Source organism: Xanthomonas translucens pv. undulosa, assembly GCF_017301775.1.
GTDB lineage: Bacteria > Pseudomonadota > Gammaproteobacteria > Xanthomonadales > Xanthomonadaceae > Xanthomonas_A > Xanthomonas_A translucens.
Map to the genome: position 1 here is coordinate 3,084,224 of NZ_CP063993.1, position 19,984 is coordinate 3,104,207.

The 19,984-nt window shown below is 68.7% G+C and carries 18 protein-coding genes; 7 read left to right on the forward strand and 11 right to left on the reverse strand.

The genetic code is table 11. The features are described 5' to 3' along the window. Nucleotides 1-79: 79 nt before the first annotated feature. The 3 genes from ISN38_RS13105 to ISN38_RS13115 are packed head-to-tail and all read right to left on the reverse strand — an operon-like array spanning nucleotide 80 to nucleotide 2,788. Entirely contained in the window at nucleotides 80-1,069 is a 990-nt protein-coding gene (locus tag ISN38_RS13105; protein ID WP_003475968.1) for a lysylphosphatidylglycerol synthase transmembrane domain-containing protein, read from the reverse strand. A 16-nt stretch (nucleotides 1,070-1,085) separates the two neighbouring features. Further along, a complete protein-coding gene (locus ISN38_RS13110; protein WP_003466785.1) occupies nucleotides 1,086-2,042 on the reverse strand; it encodes an electron transfer flavoprotein subunit alpha/FixB family protein in 957 nt (318 codons plus the stop codon). Next, on the reverse strand, nucleotides 2,042-2,788 hold the full coding sequence (locus ISN38_RS13115; RefSeq protein WP_003466787.1) for an electron transfer flavoprotein subunit beta/FixA family protein: 747 nt from the start codon (nucleotides 2,786-2,788) through the stop codon (nucleotides 2,042-2,044). Before ISN38_RS13115 ends, ISN38_RS13110 begins: the two co-directional genes overlap by 1 nt. Before the next feature lie 237 nt (nucleotides 2,789-3,025). Between ISN38_RS13115 and rfbB the strand changes: the two genes are divergently transcribed. The 4 genes from rfbB to rfbD are packed head-to-tail and all read left to right on the forward strand — an operon-like array spanning nucleotide 3,026 to nucleotide 6,491. Then, nucleotides 3,026-4,081 carry a dTDP-glucose 4,6-dehydratase gene (rfbB, locus tag ISN38_RS13120; protein WP_003466789.1) on the forward strand — a complete coding sequence of 352 codons (1,056 nt, stop codon included), beginning with the start codon at nucleotides 3,026-3,028 and terminating at the stop codon, nucleotides 4,079-4,081. Between the two features lie 57 nt (nucleotides 4,082-4,138). Further along, entirely contained in the window at nucleotides 4,139-5,026 is an 888-nt protein-coding gene (gene rfbA / locus ISN38_RS13125) for a glucose-1-phosphate thymidylyltransferase RfbA (RefSeq protein WP_003466790.1), read from the forward strand. Continuing rightward, nucleotides 5,023-5,580, forward strand: a complete 558-nt coding sequence (gene rfbC, locus ISN38_RS13130; RefSeq protein ID WP_003466791.1) for a dTDP-4-dehydrorhamnose 3,5-epimerase — start codon at nucleotides 5,023-5,025, stop codon at nucleotides 5,578-5,580. Before rfbA ends, rfbC begins: the two co-directional genes overlap by 4 nt. Continuing rightward, nucleotides 5,577-6,491 (forward strand): dTDP-4-dehydrorhamnose reductase, encoded by a 915-nt coding sequence (gene rfbD / locus ISN38_RS13135; RefSeq protein ID WP_003466792.1) that lies wholly within the window; start codon nucleotides 5,577-5,579, stop codon nucleotides 6,489-6,491. Before rfbC ends, rfbD begins: the two co-directional genes overlap by 4 nt. A 79-nt stretch (nucleotides 6,492-6,570) precedes the next feature. On the opposite strand, the gene ISN38_RS13140 is transcribed toward rfbD, so the two are convergent. Next, a complete protein-coding gene (locus tag ISN38_RS13140) occupies nucleotides 6,571-7,974 on the reverse strand; it encodes a mannose-1-phosphate guanylyltransferase/mannose-6-phosphate isomerase (RefSeq protein WP_003466793.1) in 1,404 nt (467 codons plus the stop codon). A gap of 49 nt (nucleotides 7,975-8,023) precedes the next feature. Beyond that, nucleotides 8,024-9,370, reverse strand: a complete 1,347-nt coding sequence (locus tag ISN38_RS13145) for a phosphohexomutase domain-containing protein (RefSeq protein WP_003466794.1) — start codon at nucleotides 9,368-9,370, stop codon at nucleotides 8,024-8,026. A 133-nt stretch (nucleotides 9,371-9,503) separates the two neighbouring features. On the opposite strand from ISN38_RS13145, the gene ISN38_RS13150 reads away from it, so the two are divergent. Both ISN38_RS13150 and ISN38_RS13155 read left to right on the forward strand, forming a co-directional pair. Further along, on the forward strand, nucleotides 9,504-10,241 hold the full coding sequence (locus tag ISN38_RS13150; protein ID WP_003466795.1) for a CoA transferase subunit A: 738 nt from the start codon (nucleotides 9,504-9,506) through the stop codon (nucleotides 10,239-10,241). Between the two features lies 1 nt (nucleotide 10,242). Then, a complete protein-coding gene (locus ISN38_RS13155) occupies nucleotides 10,243-10,875 on the forward strand; it encodes a CoA transferase subunit B (protein WP_003466796.1) in 633 nt (210 codons plus the stop codon). A gap of 24 nt (nucleotides 10,876-10,899) precedes the next feature. Here the strand turns inward: ISN38_RS13155 and ISN38_RS13160 are convergent, their stop codons facing one another. Next, nucleotides 10,900-13,731 (reverse strand): rhamnan synthesis F family protein, encoded by a 2,832-nt coding sequence (locus ISN38_RS13160; RefSeq protein ID WP_206711844.1) that lies wholly within the window; start codon nucleotides 13,729-13,731, stop codon nucleotides 10,900-10,902. Nucleotides 13,732-13,801: 70 nt separating this feature from the next. After that, nucleotides 13,802-15,445: an electron transfer flavoprotein-ubiquinone oxidoreductase gene (locus ISN38_RS13165; RefSeq protein WP_047325316.1), complete on the reverse strand. Its 1,644-nt coding sequence runs from the start codon at nucleotides 15,443-15,445 to the stop codon at nucleotides 13,802-13,804. 113 nt (nucleotides 15,446-15,558) lie between these two features. Here ISN38_RS13165 and ISN38_RS13170 point away from each other — a divergent pair, with 113 nt between their 5' ends. Continuing rightward, nucleotides 15,559-16,140, forward strand: coding sequence for an alpha-ketoglutarate-dependent dioxygenase AlkB family protein (locus tag ISN38_RS13170; protein WP_003466800.1), 582 nt, complete (start codon nucleotides 15,559-15,561; stop codon nucleotides 16,138-16,140). A gap of 149 nt (nucleotides 16,141-16,289) precedes the next feature. On the opposite strand, the gene ISN38_RS13175 is transcribed toward ISN38_RS13170, so the two are convergent. The 4 genes from ISN38_RS13175 to ISN38_RS13190 form a co-directional block, all read right to left on the reverse strand. Next, the gene (locus ISN38_RS13175) at nucleotides 16,290-16,961 is read right to left on the reverse strand and encodes an ABC-type transport auxiliary lipoprotein family protein (RefSeq protein WP_003466802.1); all 672 of its coding nucleotides are present in this window, start codon (nucleotides 16,959-16,961) and stop codon (nucleotides 16,290-16,292) included. Next, nucleotides 16,958-17,884, reverse strand: a complete 927-nt coding sequence (locus ISN38_RS13180; protein ID WP_058358419.1) for an MlaD family protein — start codon at nucleotides 17,882-17,884, stop codon at nucleotides 16,958-16,960. The genes ISN38_RS13175 and ISN38_RS13180 overlap by 4 nt, the downstream gene beginning before the upstream one ends. Nucleotides 17,885-17,887: 3 nt before the next feature. Next, the gene (locus ISN38_RS13185) at nucleotides 17,888-18,709 is read right to left on the reverse strand and encodes an ABC transporter ATP-binding protein (protein WP_003466806.1); all 822 of its coding nucleotides are present in this window, start codon (nucleotides 18,707-18,709) and stop codon (nucleotides 17,888-17,890) included. A gap of 81 nt (nucleotides 18,710-18,790) precedes the next feature. Further along, entirely contained in the window at nucleotides 18,791-19,903 is a 1,113-nt protein-coding gene (locus ISN38_RS13190; RefSeq protein ID WP_003466807.1) for an ABC transporter permease, read from the reverse strand. Nucleotides 19,904-19,984: the final 81 nt, after the last annotated feature.

A 19,984-nucleotide genomic window follows, 5' to 3' on the forward strand; every position in this document is an offset into this window, starting at 1 on the left:
GGTGGGGCGTGGGACTGGAGGGGACGGGCATTCTCTGGCCTGGCGATCCATTGCGGGGCTGCGATTATACCTATGTGAATCAAACGGCCTTGTCGCGAGGCAGCAACTCGGCCCGGATCATCGCCAGCGCGCCGACCACAATGGCGTACCACAGCGTGACCAGGCGCGCCGCCACCGCCACGGCGATCGCATCGGCGGTGGCGATGCCGAGGCGGTCGAGCATCAGCACGATCGCCAGTTCGGTGGTGCCGACGCCGCCTGGCACGAAGGACAGCGCGCCGACCAGCATCGCCAGCGGGTAGATGCCGAACGCCACGATGGGATCCAGCTGCAGGCCCATCCCCAGGCACAGACCCACGAACACCAGGGAGGTCAGGCCCCAGGCCACCACTCCGGCGACCATGCTTTGCCCGAATTGGCGCGCACCCAGGCAGCCGCGCAGCTCCAGCGCCGCGGCCAGCGCGAACTGCGCCGGGCGCTGCAGCCAGCGGCCGGGAATCCACCGCACCAGCGCGGTCAGCCGATCCAGCAACGGCGGCCATGCGGCCGCGCCAAACAACAGGCCAACGAAGGCCAGGACCACTGCCGCAAGCACGCCCAGCGTAGGAAAGACCGGCGCGGCCAGCAGCGACAGCGCCAGGATTACCAGCAGATCGGAGGCGCGCTCGAACACGAACACGGCGATGGTGCGCCGCGCCGGTACGCCGATGCGGGCGAAATAGCGGATACGCAGCAATTCGCCGGCCTTGCCCGGCGTTGCGGTCAACGCGAAGCCGGCCAGGTAGCCGGCCAGCCCGGCGCCGAACGGCACTGGATGGCCGTAACGCTGCAGCAGCCAGCGCCAGCGCCAGTAGCGGAACAGGTAGCTGGCGCTGACCGGCAAGGTGGCCAGCGCCATCAACTGGCCGACCTCGCTCAGGCGCGAGAACGTCCCGTTGCCGCGGTCCACCCAGAACAGCGTGGCCACATAGCCCGCGCACAACAGCAGCACGAACCCGGCCAGGTGGTCCAGGCGCCGCCGCCGCGGCATCGGCATGCCGTCGGCGCCGGGGGGCGGCAGCGAGGTCATCGGAGCCGCATCGGCATCAGCCCAGTGCCGTTTCCAGTTCCGGGAGCAAGGTGAACAAGTCACCCACCAGCCCGATGTCGGCGATCTCGAAGATCGGCGATTCCGGGTCCTTGTTGATCGCCACGATGGTGCCGGCGTCCTTGATCCCGGTCAGGTGCTGGATCGCGCCGGAGATGCCCACCGCCACGTACAGGTCCGGTGCGATGATCTTGCCGGTCTGGCCGACCTGCAGTTCGTTGGGCACGTAGCCGGCATCCACCGCCGCGCGCGAGGCGCCGACCGCGGCGCCGAGCTTGTCGGCCAGCGTGTAGATGATCTGGAAATTCTCCGCCGAGCCCACGCCGCGGCCGCCGGAGACCACACGCTTGGCGCTCTGCAGATCGGGGCGGTCGGAGGTGCCGGCGGCCAGGCCGACGAAGCGGGTGTGAGTGGGCAGCGTGGCGCTCACGCTGGCCGCTTCGATCGCCGCGCTGCCGCTATCGCTTTCACGGGAGCGGGCCGCTTCCGGCCACGAGGCGCTGCGCACGGTGGCGACCACGGTCTGGTCGGCGGGCGCCTGCACGCTGATGATCGCGTTGCCGGCGTAGATCGGGCGCTTGAACGCGTAGTCGCCATCGACCGCCATCAGGTCGGAGATCTGGTTGACCCCGAGCAGTGCGGCGACCACCGGCATCAGGTCCTTGCCGAAGGTGGTGGAGGGGCCGAACACGTGGCTGTAGCCCTGCGCCAGCTGCGCGATCTGCGGCCCCAGCACCTGCGCGATGGCGTGTGCGTTGGCCGGGTCGGCGACGGTGAGCACGCGGCGCACGCCGGCGATCTGCGCGGCCTGCGCGGCAACGGCGGCCGGGTCGGCGGCCAGCACCACGATGTCGATGGCTTCCGGCGACAACGCCTGCGCGGCGCTGACGGTCTTGGCAGTGGCCGCGTTGAGCTGGCCGTTCAGGTGTTCGGCGACGACGAGGATCTTGGCCATTACAACAACCCCTTTTGCTTGAGTGCGGCCACCAGTTCGGCGGCGTCCTTGACCATCACGCCGCGGCTGCGCTTGGGCGGCGGCGCGTAATGGGTGGTGGTGAGGCTGTTGTTGGACTCCACACCCAGCTCGGCGAACGCCAGCGTCTGCAGCGGCTTGCTCTTGGCCTTCATGATGTCCGGCAGCTTGATGAAACGCGGCTCGTTCAGGCGCAGGTCGGTGGTGACCACTGCCGGCAGATCCACTTCCAGCGTTTCCAGGCCGGCGTCGACCTCGCGGGTCACCGTGGCCTTGCCGTCGGCGACCACCAGCTTGCCGGCGAAAGTGGCCTGCGGGCGGCCCCACAGCGTGGCCAGCATCTGCCCGGTCTGGTTGGCGTCGTCGTCGATCGCCTGCTTGCCCAGGAGTACCAGGTCCGGCCGCTCCTGCTCGACCAGCTTGAGCAGCGCGCGGGCCGCGGTCAGCGGCTGGATCGCGGTATCGGTGACCACGTGGATGGCGCGGTTGGCGCCCATCGCCAGGCCGTTGCGCAGGTGCGCGGCGGCATCGGCCGGGGCCAGGGTGACCACCACCACCTCGCTGGCGATGCTGGCATCGCGCAGGCGCAGCGCCTCTTCCAGGGCGATTTCGTCGAACGGGTTGGGGGAAAGCTTGACGCCCTCGGTCACGACGCCGGAGCCGTCCGGCTTGACCTGGATGCGGACGTTGTAGTCCACCACGCGCTTGTAGGCGACGAGGATTTTCATCTTGTACGAGATCCTTCAGCAGTGCGGGGAGGCCCGGCCGCGGCGGCTGGCGCGGGGCGGTCGGTGGATTCTAACCGGCGGCGGCTTGCCATGCGATGGCGTATGGTGTTCGCCGGAGGCGGCCGCCTCAGCCTGAACCCGGCACAGCAGGCGCAGGCGACCATCCCGGGGAAAGCGTATATGCTGTTCGGTTCGGACAGTGGAGCGCGTCGCAGCGCCCGATCAGGAGACGTCACAGTGGCTACTTGGCTTGTAACCGGCGGCGCCGGGTTCATCGGCGGCAATTTCGTGCTGGAGGCGGTGTCGCGCGGCGTGGGCGTGATCAATCTGGACGCTTTGACCTACGCCGGCAATCTGAACACGTTGGCGTCGCTGGAGGGCAATCCCGACCACGTTTTCGTGCAGGGCGATATCGGCGACCGCGCGCTGGTCGCCCAACTGCTGCGCGAGCATCAGCCCGACGCTGTGCTGAACTTCGCCGCCGAGAGCCATGTGGACCGCTCGATCGACGGCCCCGGCGCCTTCATCCAGACCAACGTGGTCGGCACCCTGGGCCTGCTGGAAGCGGTGCGCGACCACTGGAAGGCGCTGCCGGAAGGGGCGCGCGCCGCGTTCCGTTTCCTGCACGTCTCCACCGACGAGGTCTACGGCACGCTCGGCGAGACCGGCAAGTTCTCCGAGACCACGCCGTACGCGCCCAATTCGCCGTACTCGGCCTCCAAGGCCGCCTCCGACCACCTGGTGCGCGCGTTCCACCACACCTACGGCCTGCCGGTGCTGACCACCAATTGCTCCAACAACTACGGCCCGTACCACTTCCCCGAAAAGCTGGTGCCGCTGGTGATCGCCAAAGCGCTGGCCGGCGAGCCGCTGCCGGTCTACGGCGACGGCAAGCAGGTGCGCGACTGGCTGTTCGTCGGCGACCATTGCGAGGCGATCCGCACCGTGTTAGCCAAGGGCCGGGTCGGCGAGACCTACAACGTCGGCGGCAACTCTGAGAAGCAGAACATCGAAGTGGTGCAGGCGATCTGCGCGCTGCTCGATGCGCGCCGCCCGCGTGCCGACGGCCAGCCGCGCGCCAGCCAGATCACCCATGTCGCCGACCGCCCCGGCCACGACCGGCGCTATGCGATCGATGCGTCCAAGCTGAAGAATGCGTTGGGCTGGGAGCCGAAGTACAGCTTCGAGCAGGGTATCGCCATCACCGTGGACTGGTACCTGGCCAACCAGGCCTGGGTGCAGGGCGTGCTCGACGGCAGCTATCGGCTGGAACGCATCGGCACGGCGGCATAACGCGAGTCCCTCGCAAGAGCCCGCACATCGATGTGCGGACTTCCTAGGAAGCACCTCATGACCCAACGCAAAGGCATCATCCTGGCCGGCGGCTCCGGCACCCGGCTGTATCCGATCACCAAGGGCGTCAGCAAGCAGCTGCTGCCGGTGTACGACAAGCCGATGATCTATTACCCGCTCAGCGTGCTGATGCTGGCCGGCATCCGCGAGGTGCTGATCATCAACACCCCGCACGAGCAGGTCTTGTTCCGTGCGCTGCTGGGCGACGGCTCGCAGTGGGGCATGCAGCTCGAATACGCGGTGCAGCCGAGCCCGGACGGACTGGCGCAGGCCTACCTGATCGGCCGCGATTTCATCGACGGCAAGCCGAGCTGCCTGGTGCTGGGCGACAACATCTTCCACGGCCATGGCCTGACCGAGACCCTGCGCCGCGCCGATGCGCGGCAGCACGGCGCCACCGTGTTCGGCTACTGGGTCAACGACCCGGAGCGCTATGGCGTGGCCGAGTTCGACCAGGCCGGCAAGGTCATCGACATCGCCGAAAAGCCGGCGCAGCCGCGCTCCAACTATGCGGTCACTGGCCTGTACTTCTACGACGGCCAGGCCAGCGAGCACGCAGCCGCGTTGACCCCCTCGCCGCGCGGGGAGCTGGAAATCACCGATCTCAACCGCCGTTACCTGGACGCGGGCGAACTGCACCTGGAACCGCTGGGCCGCGGCTACGCCTGGCTGGATACCGGCACCCATCAGTCGCTGCACGAGGCGTCCAACTTCATCGAGACCATCCAGTCGCGACAGGGGCTGCAGGTGTGCTGCCCCGAGGAGATCGCATTCGGCCAGGGCTGGATCGATGCCGCGCAGCTGGAGAAACTCGCCGCGCCGCTGTTGAAGAACGACTACGGCAAATATCTGCATGAACTGGCTGTCCGAGGAACCGTTCCGTGAAAGTGATTGAAACCCATCTGCCCGGCTGCGTGGTGATCGAGCCGGCGGTGTTCGGCGACGAACGCGGCTATTTCTTCGAGACCTGGAACGCCGAGCGTTTCGGCCAGCACGGGCTGCCGACCAACTTCGTGCAGAGCAACGTCTCGACCTCGGCCAAGGGCGTGTTGCGCGGCCTGCATTACCAATGGCCGCGCCCGCAGGGCAAGCTGGTCAGCGTGCTGGAAGGCGAGGTCTACGACGTCGCCGTGGACATCCGCCGCGGCTCGCCGCAGTTCGGTCGCTGGGCGGCAGTGGTGCTCAGCGCGGAGAACAAGAAGCAGTTCTGGATCCCGGAAGGTTTCGCCCATGGCTTCGCGGTGCTGTCCGAGCGTGCGGTGTTCAGCTATCTGTGCACCGACGTGTACGTGAAGGAAGCCGACGCCGGCGTGCGCTGGGACGACGCGGCGATCGGCGTGGACTGGCCGATCAGCCAGCCGCTGCTGTCGGCCAAGGATGCGGTGGCCCCGTTCCTGGCCGACATCGCGGCCGAGCGTTTGCCGGTGTACGCGCCGTGACCACGCTGGTGTTCGGAGCCAACGGCCAGGTCGGCCAGGAGCTGCTGCGCGCGCTGCGCGTACGCGGGCCGGTGCTGGCGACCACGCGCAGCGGCCGCCTGCCCGACGGCAGCGCCTGCGAAACCGCCGACTTCGATCAGCCGCACACGCTGGGCGCGTTGCTGGATCGGTTGCAGCCGAGCGCCGTGGTCAATGCGGCGGCCTACACCGCGGTGGATCGCGCCGAGCAGGAGCGCGACGCGGCCTTGCGCGCCAACGCCGAGGCGCCTGCGGCGATTGCCGGCTGGTGCGCGGCGCATGGCGTGCCGATGGTGCATTACTCCACCGATTACGTGTTCGATGGCCAGGGCAGCCGCCCATATCCGGAGGACGCGCCGACCGCGCCGCTCGGCGCATATGGCGCGACCAAGCTCGCCGGCGAAGCCGCGATCCGCGCGTCCGGCGCGCAGCACCTGATCTTGCGTACCGCCTGGGTCTACGCCGCACATGGCAGCAATTTCCTGCGCACCATGCTGCGCGCCGGCGCCGAGCGCGACGAACTGCGCGTAGTCGCCGATCAGCTGGGCACGCCGACGCCGGCAGGGTTGATCGCCGATGTCAGCGCGCAAGTCCTCGCGCAGCGCACTGCCGCGCAATCGGGGACCTGGCACCTGACCGCCGCCGGCGAGACCACCTGGCATGGCTTCGCCGAGGCGATCTTCGAAGAAGCGCTCGCTGCGGGCCTGCTGGCGCGCGCGCCGCGCGTGCTGCCGATCGCCACGGCCGAATATCCGACCCCGGCCAAGCGCCCGGCGTATTCGCGGCTGGACGTGTCCAGGCTGCAACGCGATTTTTCGCTGGTGTTGCCGCAGTGGCGCGATGGCCTGCGCCGCGTGATCGGCGAACTGGCTGCGCAAGCGAAGCTTGTGTAAGGCGCCGCGCGCGGGTTGAAGCAGAAACGAAAAAAGCCGGGCATCGACCCGGCTTTTTTCTTTGCGCTGCAGCAGGGACTCAGGTGCGCCCGTAGGTGTCCTCGAAGCGCACGATGTCGTCCTCGCCCAGATAGCTGCCGGACTGCACCTCGATCAGTTCCAGCGGCAACTTGCCCGGGTTCTTCAGGCGATGGGTCACGCCCAGCGGGATGTAGGTGCTCTGGTTCTCGGTGAGCAGCAATACGTCCTCGCCGCGGGTGACCTCGGCGGTGCCGCTGACCACGATCCAGTGCTCAGCGCGGTGGTGGTGCATCTGCAGGCTCAGCGTGGCGCCTGGCTTGACCGTGATGCGCTTGACCTGGAAACGCTGGCCGTTGTCGATCGAATCGTAGGCGCCCCACGGGCGGTACACCTTGCGGTGCCAGGTGGCCTCGGAGCGGCCGCTGGCCTTGATCCTGGCCACGATCTGCTTGACCTCCTGGATACGATCGCGGTGACCGACCAGCACCGCATCGTCGGTCTCCACCACCACCACGTCCTGCAGCCCGACCATCGCGATCAGCCGCGAACCGTAGGCGTAGGTGTTGCTGCAATCGATCTCGATCACGTCGCCGTGGTGCGCATTGCCCTGTGCGTCCTGCGGCGAGACTTCGAGCAAGGCTGACCAGGAACCGACATCGTTCCAGCCGGCGTCGAGCGGCACCACCACCGCATCGGCGGTCTTCTCCATCACCGCATAGTCGATCGAGTCCGACGGGCTGGCGGCGAAGGCGTCCTTGTCCAGGCGCGTGAAGTCGGCGTCGCGCTTGGACGCTTCCCAGGCCTTGCTGCAGGCGTCGGCGATCGCCGGCTGGAAGCGGCGCAGTTCTTCGAGGTAGCGCGAGGCGCGGAACAGGAACATGCCGCTGTTCCAGTAGTACTCGCCCGACGCCAGGTAACCCTGCGCGGTGGCCAGGTCCGGCTTCTCGACGAAGCGCTCGACCGCGCTGACGCCGCTGCCGGCGCCGGCCTTGATGTAGCCGTAGCCGGTTTCCGGCGCGGTCGGCTTGATCCCGAAAGTGACCAGCTTGCCTTGCTCGGCGGCCGCCGCGGCCGCGCGCACCGCGGCCTGGAATGCCGCTTCGTCGCGGATCACGTGATCGGAGGGCAGGATCAGCAGCAGCGGATCGGCGCCGTTGCGCGTGGCCTCCAGCGCCGCCACGGCGATGGCCGGGGCGGTATTACGGCCCTTGGGCTCGAGCAGGATCGACTGCGGCTTGACGCCGATCTGCTGCAATTGCTCAGCGGCGACGAAACGGTGCTCTTCGTTGGCGACCACGATCGGCGCATGCCCGGCGACGGGCGCCGCACGCAGCCAGGTGGCCTGCAGCATGCTGTGTTCGCCGACCAGCGGCAGGAACTGTTTCGGGTAGGACTCGCGCGACAGCGGCCAGAGCCGCGTGCCGGAGCCGCCGGACAGGATGATGGGTAGGACGTCGCTCATGGGCGGGGGAACTCCATCGTGCGTCTAGGGGGGAGGGGGGAGGGGGAGATCAACCGCGCAACAGGTCGGAAATTTCCTGGGTGCGCTGTTCCAGCAATGCCGCATCGCCACGCGTTTCCACGTTCAGGCGCAACAGCGGTTCGGTATTGGAGCTGCGCAGGTTGAAGCGCCACTGCGCGAATTCGGCGCTGACGCCGTCGGTATGGTCCAGCGCCGGCGACTGCGCGGCGTAGTGCTGCATCACCCGCGCCACCGCGGCCTTGGCATCGGCGACCTTGAAGTTGATCTCGCCGCTGCACGGGAATTTCTGCATGCGCGCCTCGACCAGGTCGGCCAGCGAACGGCCCGACTGCGACACCAGCTCGGCGATCAGCAGCCACGGGATCATCCCCGAGTCGGCGTAGGCGAACTCGCGGAAATAGTGGTGCGCGCTCATCTCGCCGCCGTACACGGCGTTCTCGCTGCGCATCTTCTCCTTGATGAAGGCATGCCCGCTCTTGCACAGCACCGGCACGCCGCCGGCTTCTTCGACCATCTCGATCGTGTTCCAGGTCAGGCGCGGATCGTGCACCACCTTGCCGCCCGGCTGCTTGGCCAGGATCGCCTGCGCCAGCAGGCCGACCAGGTAATAGCCTTCGATGAAGCGGCCGTTCTCGTCGAAGAAGAAGCAGCGGTCGAAATCCCCGTCCCAGGCGATGCCGAAGTCGGCGCCGTGTTGCTTGACTGCCTTGGCGGTGGCCTCGCGGTTCTCCGGCAGCAGCGGGTTCGGGATGCCGTTGGGGAAGTGGCCGTCCGGCTCGTGGAACACGCGCACGAACTCGAACGGCAGGTGCGGCGCCAGCAGGTCGACGATGGCGCCGGCGCCGCCGTTGCCGGCGTTGACCACCAGCTTCAACGGCTTGAGCGAGCCGATGTCGATGTAGCTCAGCAGGTGCGCGATATAGGCGGACTTGTCCGGGCGGCTGTGCTGCGCCGCGGTCGGCGTGCCGGCCGGCGCGGTGTCGGCGGCCACGGTGTCGCGGATCGCGAACAGGCCGGTATCGGAGCTGATCGGGCGCGCATTCTCGCGCACCAGCTTCATGCCGTTGTAGTCCATCGGGTTGTGGCTGGCGGTGACCATCACCCCGCCGGCGGCCTGCAAATGGTCGGTCTGGAAATACACTTCCTCGGTGCCGCACAGGCCGATGTCGATGACCTCGCGGCCGCTGGCGCGCAGGCCGGCCGACAGCGCGTCCTGCAGCCCCTGGCTGGCCAGGCGCACATCGTGGCCCACCACCACCGGCCCGCTCTCCAATTGCCCCGCCAATGCCACGCCGATGCGGCGGGCCAGGTCCTCGTTCAGTTCGTCGGGAACGCGACCGCGGATGTCGTAGGCCTTGAATGCGGGAAGCGACATAGGGCAGAAACCTTGCATGGGGGAACCTGGAGTGTAACGGTCCGGCCCTTAATCGGTCATTGCGGCAGTGCGCATTAGGCCGCGCGCGGCGAGCGGCTAAACTACTTGTCTACTTCCGATGCGGAGCTGGCGAATGGGCGACACCTCTACACGGGCGACCGGACGGCGCGGCAAGCTGTTCCCCGACGCGGCCACGGCGCTGGCCGACGTGGTCGGCGACGGCCAGACCCTGGCGGTCGGCGGCTTCGGCCTGTGCGGCATCCCCGAGGCCTTGATCGCCGCGCTGCGCGACAGTGCGGTGACCGGCCTGACCGTGATCTCCAACAACGCCGGCGTCGATGGCTTCGGCCTGGGCCAGCTGCTGGCGACCCGGCAGATCCGCAAGATGATCTCGTCCTATGTCGGCGAGAACAAGGAATTCGAGCGCCAGTACCTGGCCGGCGAGCTGGAGCTGGAATTCAATCCGCAGGGCACCCTGGCCGAACGCCTGCGCGCCGGTGGCGCCGGCATTCCCGCGTTCTTCACCGCCACCGGCTACGGCACGGTCGTCGCGCAGGGCAAGGAGACGCGCGAATTCGACGGCAAGCACTACGTGCTGGAAACCGCGCTGCAGGCCGACGTGGCCCTGGTCAAGGCGTGGAAGGCCGACGCGGCCGGCAACCTGGTGTTCCGCAAGACCGCACGCAACTTCAACCCGGCCTGCGCGATGGCCGGCAAGGTCTGCATCGCCGAGGTCGAGCAACTCGTCGACACCGGCAGCATCGACCCGGACCAGGTGCACCTGCCTGGCATCTACGTGGACCGCATCGTGCACAACCCGCATCCGGAAAAACGCATCGAACAGCGCACCCTGCGCCAGAAGGACGCCTGACATGGCCTGGACCCGCGACGAAATGGCGCAGCGCGCCGCCCGCGAACTCACCGACGGCGCCTACGTCAACCTGGGCATCGGCTTGCCGACCCTGGTCGCCAACCACATCCCCGAGGGCGTGGACGTGTGGCTGCAGTCGGAGAACGGCCTGCTCGGCATCGGCCCGTTCCCGAGCGAGGACGAGGTCGATGCCGACCTGATCAACGCCGGCAAGCAGACCGTCACCGCGCGCGCCGGCGCCAGCTATTTCGGCAGCCACGATTCCTTCGCGATGATCCGCGGCGGGCATATCGACCTGGCGATCCTGGGCGCGATGCAGGTCAGCGCGCGCGGCGACCTGGCCAACTGGATGGTGCCGGGCAAGATGGTCAAGGGCATGGGCGGGGCGATGGACCTGGTCGCCGGGGTCAAGCGCGTGGTGGTGCTGATGGAGCACGTGGCCAAGGACGGCAGCCACAAACTGCTGCCAGCCTGCGACCTGCCGCTGACCGGGGTGGGCGTGGTCGACCGCATCATCACCGACCTGGCGGTGTTCGATGTGAGCGCCGATGGCCTGGTGCTGGTCGAGGCGGCCGATGGTGTGGAGGCGGCGGAACTGGTTGCCAAGACCGGGGTCGCGTTCCGCAGCGCCTGACGCTACCGCGCCCGCAGGCGCCGCTCAGATGGTCACGGCGACCCGGCCGCGGCCAGTGAACGCGTCGCTGACCGCCAGGCCGCGCGCCCAGTCGCCGGCCTGCCAGCGGCCCTCGCCCAGGCAACGCAATGGCGCCTGGATCAGCGCATGGTCGAACGTGAGCTGCCAGGTTTCGCTGCCGCCGACCGCGCACAGGTCGGCGACGAAGTCGAGCGCGCCTTGCTGGACCGCCGCCACCGTGGCGAACTGCGTGGCGTCCAATTCACTGTCGGCGAAGACCGCTTCGGTGCTGCCGTCGTCGCGCAGGGCGAAGTGCGAGAACTGGCCGTGCGCTGCGGTCAGAAAGGTTTCCAGCAGCAAGTCGTGTTGCAGGATCGGCGAGGGGGGCGTCTGCGTGCTGCGCCCATCGAAATAGCAGGCTTCGGCCCAGCCGCTGGCCTCGACCTGGGCGATGCCACGGTTCACCGCGAAATAGCCGCCACCCAGCGCGGTTCCGCTCAACCGGGCCAACTGCGCCTGGATCGTGCCGGCGTAGCCCAGGTCCGCGACCATGGCCGGCTCCTCGCCGACCGTATCGCGCCAGTAACGCAAATAGCCTTCGCGTTCTGCGGCGGCCACGGCCAGCAGCGCCGGCATCGCGGGCGCCAGCTTCTGCAGCAGTGCGGCACGCATCTCCGGCAAGAGCACGGTGCTGCGCATGTCTGCCGCGCCGAGCTGCGCGGCGATCGCGGTGGTCGCCGGTGCGCCAAGCCGCGCTTGCAACAGTTCCTGCAGGCTGCCGGTGTAGGTATTGCCGAGCAAGGCTTCCAGGTCCTTTGCCTCACGCAGCGTCGGCACGCCGGTGCCGCGGCGCGAGGCCAGCAGATAGCGGCCGCGCAGCGCGGCCAGGGAGGGACACGCGGCCTGCAGCTGCGCGAACGCCTTTTGCAACAAATCGCCTTCGCGGCTCAGGAACAGGATCTGGCCAATGCCGCGCGACAGCGCCAGCCGCGCCAGCCACAGCAAGTAATCGGCGATCAGCGGGCCGAGCATCAGGTAGCCGAGCGATGCCGGCGACTCCAGGCGCAGCCGGTCGCCGAACTGCTCCGGCCGCACATCGGCCAGATCCGCCAGGTGGCGACTGAGCAGGCCCAGCCACAACTGATCCTGCCAGGGGCTGGCGGCGCCCGCGGCAGGCCGCAACGGGCGCAATGCCGGGACCACGTCGAGCAGGGCCGATGGCCGCAGCACATGCATGGGGGTGAGATAGCCGTGCATCTGCGGGCGCTGGATATCCGCCTGTTCGTTGTCGCCGACGTGCAGCCAGTGCCGCGCGGCCACGCTTTCGCGCGCCGGCAGCTGTTCCCAGGCCTGGCCGTCGTCCTTGCGCCAGCCGGTTTCGCAAGACACATACCAGGCGTGCGGCAGTGCGCGCACGGCCGATGGCAACACCCTTTGCAGATCGGCGCTGTCCAGGTACATGTCCGACACGGCGACCAGGCGCCGCCCGTTGGCGGCGAGCGCGGCGGCAGCGGCGACCAGCGCCCGACGCGGCTGCAACAGGCGTGCTTCTGTCTCCAACTCGAGTTTCTGCAAGGCGTGCAGGGGAAGATCCTTCGCCTCCGCCAGGTGCGCCATCGCCGCATAGATGGCGTCCAGATCGACATCGCGTCCGGCCGCTGCGCGCGCGCGGGCTTCGGCACGCTCGCGCAACATGGCGAATTCGGCGACGCCCAGCGATTCGGCGGCCAGATGCGCGAGATAGGCGCGTGCGCCGGCAGGGGTCAGGAAGGGGCGCGTCACCAGGGTGTCGAATACGTCCAGCGATACCACGCTTGCATCGATCGCCGACAGCGCCACGCGCGTCGCCAACGGCATCTGGAAGGCCTGCATCCAGTTGCGGCTTCCTTCCGTGCTCAGCGCGAGCGTTCCATCCGCTGGCAGGATGCCCGCCAACAGGCCTTGCTGGCGGACCACCGCGACGAACATCCGTTCCAGGGCATGCTGCAGCGTCCCGTCGATCTGGCCGCGCTCTTCCGGGAAGTCGTGCAGGTTCAATCCCAGTGCGTAGATCGGCCGCAATGCTTCCACGCGCGCCCAGAACATCGAGCCGGCCGGGAAATCGATGTAGGCCGTCGCATCGATGCCGATGCCGAGGCGCTGGCCGAGTTCGCGACATACGTGCAGGTTGCTCAGCCAGGTGTGCGCCCACAGCGGCACGCTGCCGAAGCTCTCCGGGTAAACGATGCCTAGCTTCGGTTCGGCGGCGAACATGCCCAGGATCCAGGCAACGCGTTGCGTCGAACCGAATAGGGAGCCGGTCAGGTAGCTGCGCCAGTCGCGGCGTTCGCTGCCGGTATACAGCGATTTCTTGGTGTGCCAGTGCGCCACGACATCGAGCGACAAGACTTCCTCGCGGAACGTCACGATCAACGGCGCCAGGTCGCGGCCGCGGTTGGCGACCTGGCGCACATGCAGCGTCTGCAGGTTAGGCAGCGCCGACAATTGCTGTCGGACCATGCGCTGCGCGTCGTCGTCGATCACCGACACCATCAGCACGTACGGCACCGGCATGGCCGCCAGCGCTTGCGCCAATTCATCCAGCAGGTCTGGATAGAACACGTGCGCCATCACCCCCACGCGCAGTTGCACGCGTTCGATCGGCGTCGGTGCCGGGAACACCGCATCCGATGGCGGCGCTGCCGACACCTGCGCCTGCCCGGCATGGCGCAGGCGCTGCAGAAAACCGGACAGGCCCAGCGCGCGCAGCACTTTCCAGCCGCGTTCGGCGACTGCGCGCAGGCCGCGCCAGCCGCCGCCATGGCGCTCGACCGCCGCGCGCACGGCTAGCGTTGCCTTGCGCCAGGCGGCGCTCATCGCAAGGTCATGCCGCGCCGCGCCCTGTCGCGGCGCAGCCAGCACATCGTCCCGGAAGCGCGCAAGCGGCTCACAGGTTCTGGTAATTCGGCCCGGAGCCGCCTTCCGGGGTGACCCAGTTGATGATTTCGTAGGGGTCCTTGATGTCGCAGGTCTTGCAGTGCACGCAGTTGGCGGCGTTGATCTGCAGGCGCTTGCCGGCCGCGTCGTCGACGATCTCGTACACCGCGGCCGGGCAGAAGCGGGTGCAGGGGTTGCCGTATTCCTCGGTGCAGCGGGTCACGCAGATCTGCGGGTCCAGCACCTGCAGGTGCACGGGCTGGTCCTCGTCGTGTTCGGTGGCGGCGAAGTACACGCCCTGCAGGCGGTCGCGCGGCGCCAGCTCGCGCTGCGCGTAGTCGCGTTTGGGCTGTTCGTGTTCGCCCAGCCGGTCCAGCGACGACCAGTCGGCGGTCACCTTCAGCGTCCACGGCGAGGCGCCCTTGACCAGGGTTTCCCAGGCGGCGTTGAGCATGCCGAACCACAGCCCTTTCTTGAAGCCGGGCTTGATGTTGCGCACCTGGCGCAGTTCGGCCATGACCGCCGAACCGCGCAGTCTGGCGTCGAAGCCGGCCGGGTTCAGCGCGGCGCCGGCGGCCAGGTGTTCGGCGGCGAGCATGCCGCTGCGGATCGCCTGGTGGGTGCCCTTGATCTTCGGCACGTTGAGCAGGCCCGCGCTGTCGCCGATCAGCAGGGCACCGGGCATCTCCACTTTCGGCAACGACTGCCAGCCGCCGCTGGCGATGGCGCGGGCGCCGGCCGACAGGATGGTGCCGCCTTCCAGCAGCGGCTTCAGCAGCGGGTGGTTCTTCCACTGCTGGAACGCCTCCCACGGCCGGTACTCTGGGTCGTGGTAGTCCAGGCCGCTGACGTAGCCCAGCGCCACCTGGTTGTGCTCCAGGTGGTACAGGAAGCTGCCGGCGTAGGTGGCGTTGTCGGCCGGCCAGCCCAGGGTGTGCACGATCTTGCCGGGTACCACGCGCCCTTCCGGCAGCTGCCACAGTTCCTTGATGCCGATCGAATAGGCCTGCGGGTCGCTGTCGGCGTCCAGCGCGAAGCGCTTGACCAGGCGCTTGGTCAGATGACCGCGCGCGCCTTCGGCCAGCACCGTGACCTTGGCGCGGATATCGATGCCGGGGGTGTAGCCGGGCTTGTGCGCCCCGTCCTTGGCCACGCCCATGTCGCCGATGCGTACGCCCAGCACGCTGCCGTCGTCGGCGTGCAGGGTTTCGGCGGCGGCGAAGCCGGGATAGATCTCCACGCCCAGCGCTTCGGCCTGCGGCGCCAGCCACGCGCACAGCGCGCCGAGGCTGACGATGAAGTTGCCGTGGTTGCGCATGCCCGGCGGCACGATCGGGAACTTGCGCCCGCCGTCCTTGCTCAGATGCCAGAACTCGTCCTCACCGGCGGGGACGCAGATCGGCGGCGGGGCGTCGCGCCAGCCGGGCAGCAGCGCGTCCAGCGGCGCCGGTTCGATCACCGCGCCGGACAGGATCTGCGCACCGACCGCGCTGGCCTTCTCGATCACGCAGACCGAAATGTCCGGGTTGAGCTGCTTGAGCCGGATCGCGAACGCCAGCCCGGCCGGGCCTGCGCCGACGGTGACCACGTCGTATTCCATGACGTCGCGCTCCACTGGCTGCGGCGCGCTGGCGCCGCCCTCCGATCCCGTCATCTGCTCCGCTCCGGTTGGCTCGTTCTGGCTGGCTGCATTTTCAGGCTTTGTGCGTGATCGGGCAAATTCCGCACGCTGGCGTATGGTGCCTGCCCGCATGCTAGCGTGGCGCGATGCGACTCGATCTGCCCGGCGCCGACCTCCGCTGGCTGCCCGGCTGGCTCGCGCCGGCCGAGGCGGCAGTGCTGTTCGCGCACTTGCTGACCGCGGTGAATTGGGAAGTGCACCGCATCCGTCTGTTCGGAAAGCTGGTGGATTCGCCGCGGCTGAGCTGCTGGATCGGCGATGCGCAGGCGAGCTATCGCTATTCCGGCACCCGTTTCGCACCGCATCCGTGGCCGCCGGCGCTGCAGCCGTTGCGCGAACGGCTGGCGGCGGAAACCGGGGTGGCGTTCAACAGCGTGCTGGCCAACCGCTACCGCGACGGCCGCGACGCGATGGGCTGGCATAGCGACGACGAGACGGAACTGGGGCCGCATCCGCTGATCGCCTCGCTGAGCCTGGGCGCCACGCGCCGCTTCGTGCTGCGCCACCGCCAGCAGCCGGCGCTGCGCCAGGCGCTGGAACTGAGCGCCGGTGGATTGCTGCTGATGGGCGGGGAGACCCAGCGCCTGTACCGGCACGCCTTGCCGCGGACGGCGAAGCCGGTCGGCGAGCGGATCAATCTGACGTTTCGGAACATCGCCGCGCGTTAGCGGCCAAGAATCCTCTTCTCCCTGCGGGAGAAGGTGGCCCGCAGGGCCGGATGAGGGTCCGGGCGCAGCCTTGCGCATCCAAGCTGCGCGAGTCGCTTCGCTCCGTACCCTCATCCCAACCCCTCTCCCGGAGTAGAGGGGCTTTGCGGTCAGCGGCGTGGTGCAGGGGCGGGCTTCGGCGGCGGTGCCAGCGCCGTTGCCGCATCGGCCTGGCCCTGCTGCAGGGTCCAGCCGACCACGTCGCCGGTCACCTGCGACAGCGCCTGGCTGAAGGCGTCGGCGACCTGCGCCTGGGCGGTGCTGGCCGCCGGTTGCGCGGCGAGGAAGGTGCGCGAGGCGACCACGCGCTGGTCGGGCGTGTACAGCAACTTGGCGTTGAGCTCGATCGTGGCCGAGGGCACAGCGCGGCCGGCGTAGTCCGATTCGAAGCGGCGCAGGTCCAGGATCAGTTTGTAGTCGGCGCGGATGCCGGTGCCGAGCCGGGCCACACCCGCGATGCGCCCGGAATCCTCGAACGCGCGCACCACGGTGTCCTCGAGCATGTCGGTGGCCGGCTGCGCCCAGCTGACGCCGCTGTACACCTGCAGTTCGTCCGGGGTGGGGCGCACCGCGATGCGCGGGCTGTCGACCATGCGCGATGCGCTGGGCTTGGCGATCGCCAGTTGCCAGGTCGCCTGTGGCCAGGCCGGGTTCGGCACGACGCGCACGTTGGGCGCGTAGATCGTCACCGGCTCCTTGCTGCCGCCGGTCAGCGCGGAGCAGCCGGCGGCAAGCAGCAGGGCCGGGACGGCGAGCAGCAGGAGGGCGCGCGTCGGCTTCATTTGGGTTGGAACTCCTTCGGGGCGTCGCGGCCGAGCAAGTAGCGCGCGGGGTTGTTGTCCAGGCGGTCGCTGACCCGGCGCAGGTCGCGGATCAGCCCGCGCAGTTCGGTCAGGGTCGGGCCGAGCTGGCCCAGGCCGTCGTTGGCGAAGCTGTTGATCGCCGCGCGGTTCTCGCCCAGGATCTTGTCGGCGTTGCCGGACGCCGAATCGAGCTTGCTCAGCGTGCTTTCCAGCTTGTCCAGGATCGGCGGCAGCTGCTGCACCAGGTTGGTGTCCAGGCGCTGGATGGTGCCGTTGGTGGTCTTCAGGGTCACGTCGAGATTGCGCGCGGCATCGCGCGCGCTGAGGATCAGCGATTGCATGCCTTCGTCGCGGTCGGCCAGCGCGCCGCTGATCGTTTCCAGGTTGTGCAGGGTGGCGGTGATGCTGGCCACGTTGCGGTCGCTGAGCATTTCGTCCAGGCGCTCGACGATGCGGTTGGCGGTGTCGGTGATGTTCTGCAGCGCCGAGGGCGTGGTCTGGATGATCGGCGCGTCGCTGGTATCGATGGTGGTCAGCGCCGGCGCCTCCGGGGTGCCGCCGGAGAGCTGGATGATCGACGGCCCGGTCAGGCTGGTGATGCCCAGCTTGGCGCGGGTGTCGCTCTTGATCGGCGTGGTCGAGTTCACCCGCACCCGCGCCACCACCTGGCGCGGATCGTTCGGCGCCAGGGTCAGCTCGGTGATCGAGCCGACCGCGATGCCGTTGTACTGCACCGGGCTACCCACCGACAGGCCGGTGACCGCCTCACGGAACACCACCCGATATTCCTGCCAGGTGCGGTCGGAGGAATACTTGGCGGCCCACAGCCCGAACAGGAGCAGGGCCAGCCCGGCGACGAGGGTGAAGGCGCCGATCAGGACGTAGTTGGCTTTGGTTTCCATGGCTCAGTGGGTCTCGCTCCAGGCGGTTTTGGCGTCGCGCGCCGCGCGCGCGCGCGGGCCGTGGAAATAGTCCTGGATCCAGGGGTGGTCGACCTGTTCGATCTCGGCCAGCGGCGCGTTGGCGATGACCTTGCGGTCGGCCAGCACCGCCACGCGGTCGCAGATAGCGTACAAGGTGTCCAGGTCGTGGGTGATGAGGAACACGGTCAGCCCCAGCGCTTCCTGCAGGGTGCGGATCAGGCGGTCGAAGGCGGCCGCGCCGATCGGGTCCAGCCCGGCGGTGGGTTCGTCCAGGAACAGCAGCGGCGGGTCCAGCGCCAGCGCGCGCGCCAGCCCGGCACGCTTGCGCATGCCGCCGGACAGCTGCGAGGGCAGCTTGTTGAGCGCATCGGCCGGCAGCCCGGCCAGCTTCACCTTCAGCAGCGCCAGTTCGTAATGCCAGCTGTCGGGCAGTTCGCCGAAGTGCTCCTTCAGCGGCACCTGCACGTTCTCGCCCACGCTCAGCGAGGAGAACAACGCCCCGTCCTGGAACAGCACGCCGGTATTGCGCTCCACGTGCAGGCGGTCTTCGCGGCGCCGCGAGTCGGCGTCCACGCCGAGCACGCGGATCTGGCCGGCATCGGGCTCGCGCAGGCCGAGGATGCTGCGCATCAGCACCGACTTGCCGGTGCCCGAGCCGCCGACCACGCCCAGGATCTCGCCGCGGCGCACATCCAGCTCCAGGTCTTCGTGCACGGTCTGTGTGCCGAAGCGGTTGAGCAGGCCGCGCACCGAGATCGCCAGTTCTTCTTCGGGATTGGGGATGGGGGATGGGGGATTGGTCAACGCATGCACTCCCGGCCGGATGCATAGATGCAGTCGGCTTTGCCCATTCCCGATTCCCGATGTGCGATTCCCGGCCTCACATCACCACCCCACGTTCATGAACCACAGCGCGGCGATCGCGTCGATGATGATCACCAGCGAGATCGACTTCACCACGCTGGAGGTGGTGCGCTCGCCGACCGACTGCGCGGTGCCTTCCACGCGCAGGCCTTCCAGGCAGCCGATCAGGGCGATCAGGACCGCGAAGATAGGGGCCTTGGACAGGCCGACCAGCATGTGCCGCAGCTGGATGGTGTCGTGCATGCGCGCCAGGTACATCTGCGGCGGGATGCCCAGGTCGAAGGCGCCGACGGTGACGCCGCCGGCCAGGCCGGCGATCATCGCCACGAACGTCAGCAGCGGCAGCATCACCAGCAGCGCCACCAGCCGCGGGATCACCAGCAGGTCCATCGGGTCCAGGCCCAGGGTCTGGATCGCGTCGATCTCTTCGCGCGCCTTCATCGCGCCGATCTGCGCGGTGAACGCGCTGGCGGTGCGCCCGGCCAGCACGATCGCGGTCAGCAGCACCGCGAATTCGCGCAGGAAGGCGATGCTGACCAGTTCCACCACGTAGATCTCGGCGCCGAAGTCGCGCAGGATGGTCGAGCCCAGGAACGCGATCACCGCGCCGACCAGGTAGGACAGCAGCGCGACCAGCGGCACCGCGTCCAGCCCGACCTGTTCCATCTGGTGCACGGTGGCGGTCGTGCGGAAACGCCGGGGTTCGTGCACCAGGCGCAGCATCTTGACCAGGGTCTCGCCGAGGAAGCCGACCAGCGCGACGATCTCCTTGCCGTTGCGGTGTACCGCATAGCCCAGCCGCTCCAGCGCCGCGGCGAAGCCGTAGTCGCGCTTGCGCTTGGGGCGGTCGTCGGCGACGTCTTCGATGGTGCTGACCAGCGCCTGGTGGTCGTGGCGGAAGTTCAGCGCCTCGTGGGCGATGCCGTTGCGGGTGGCGTAGCGGATCAGCTGCAGCACGCCGGCCGAATCCAGCTGGGCGATGCCGCTGGCGTCGATGCCGGTGGTGCCGGCCGGCAGCGTGCGCAGCACGTCCGACGACGCCAGCGCGGTGGCCAGCGTCCAACTGCCGGACAGCCGCACCCGCGTGGGGTCTCGGTCGTCCTGGCTGAGTAGTGGCGGTTGCGGTTCGATCATGGGGCGTCCGGGGCGCGAGCATACCTGTTTCGCCTGCAGCGCAATGTCGTCGTGCGCCACAGGGTGGCTGTGCGCGGGGTT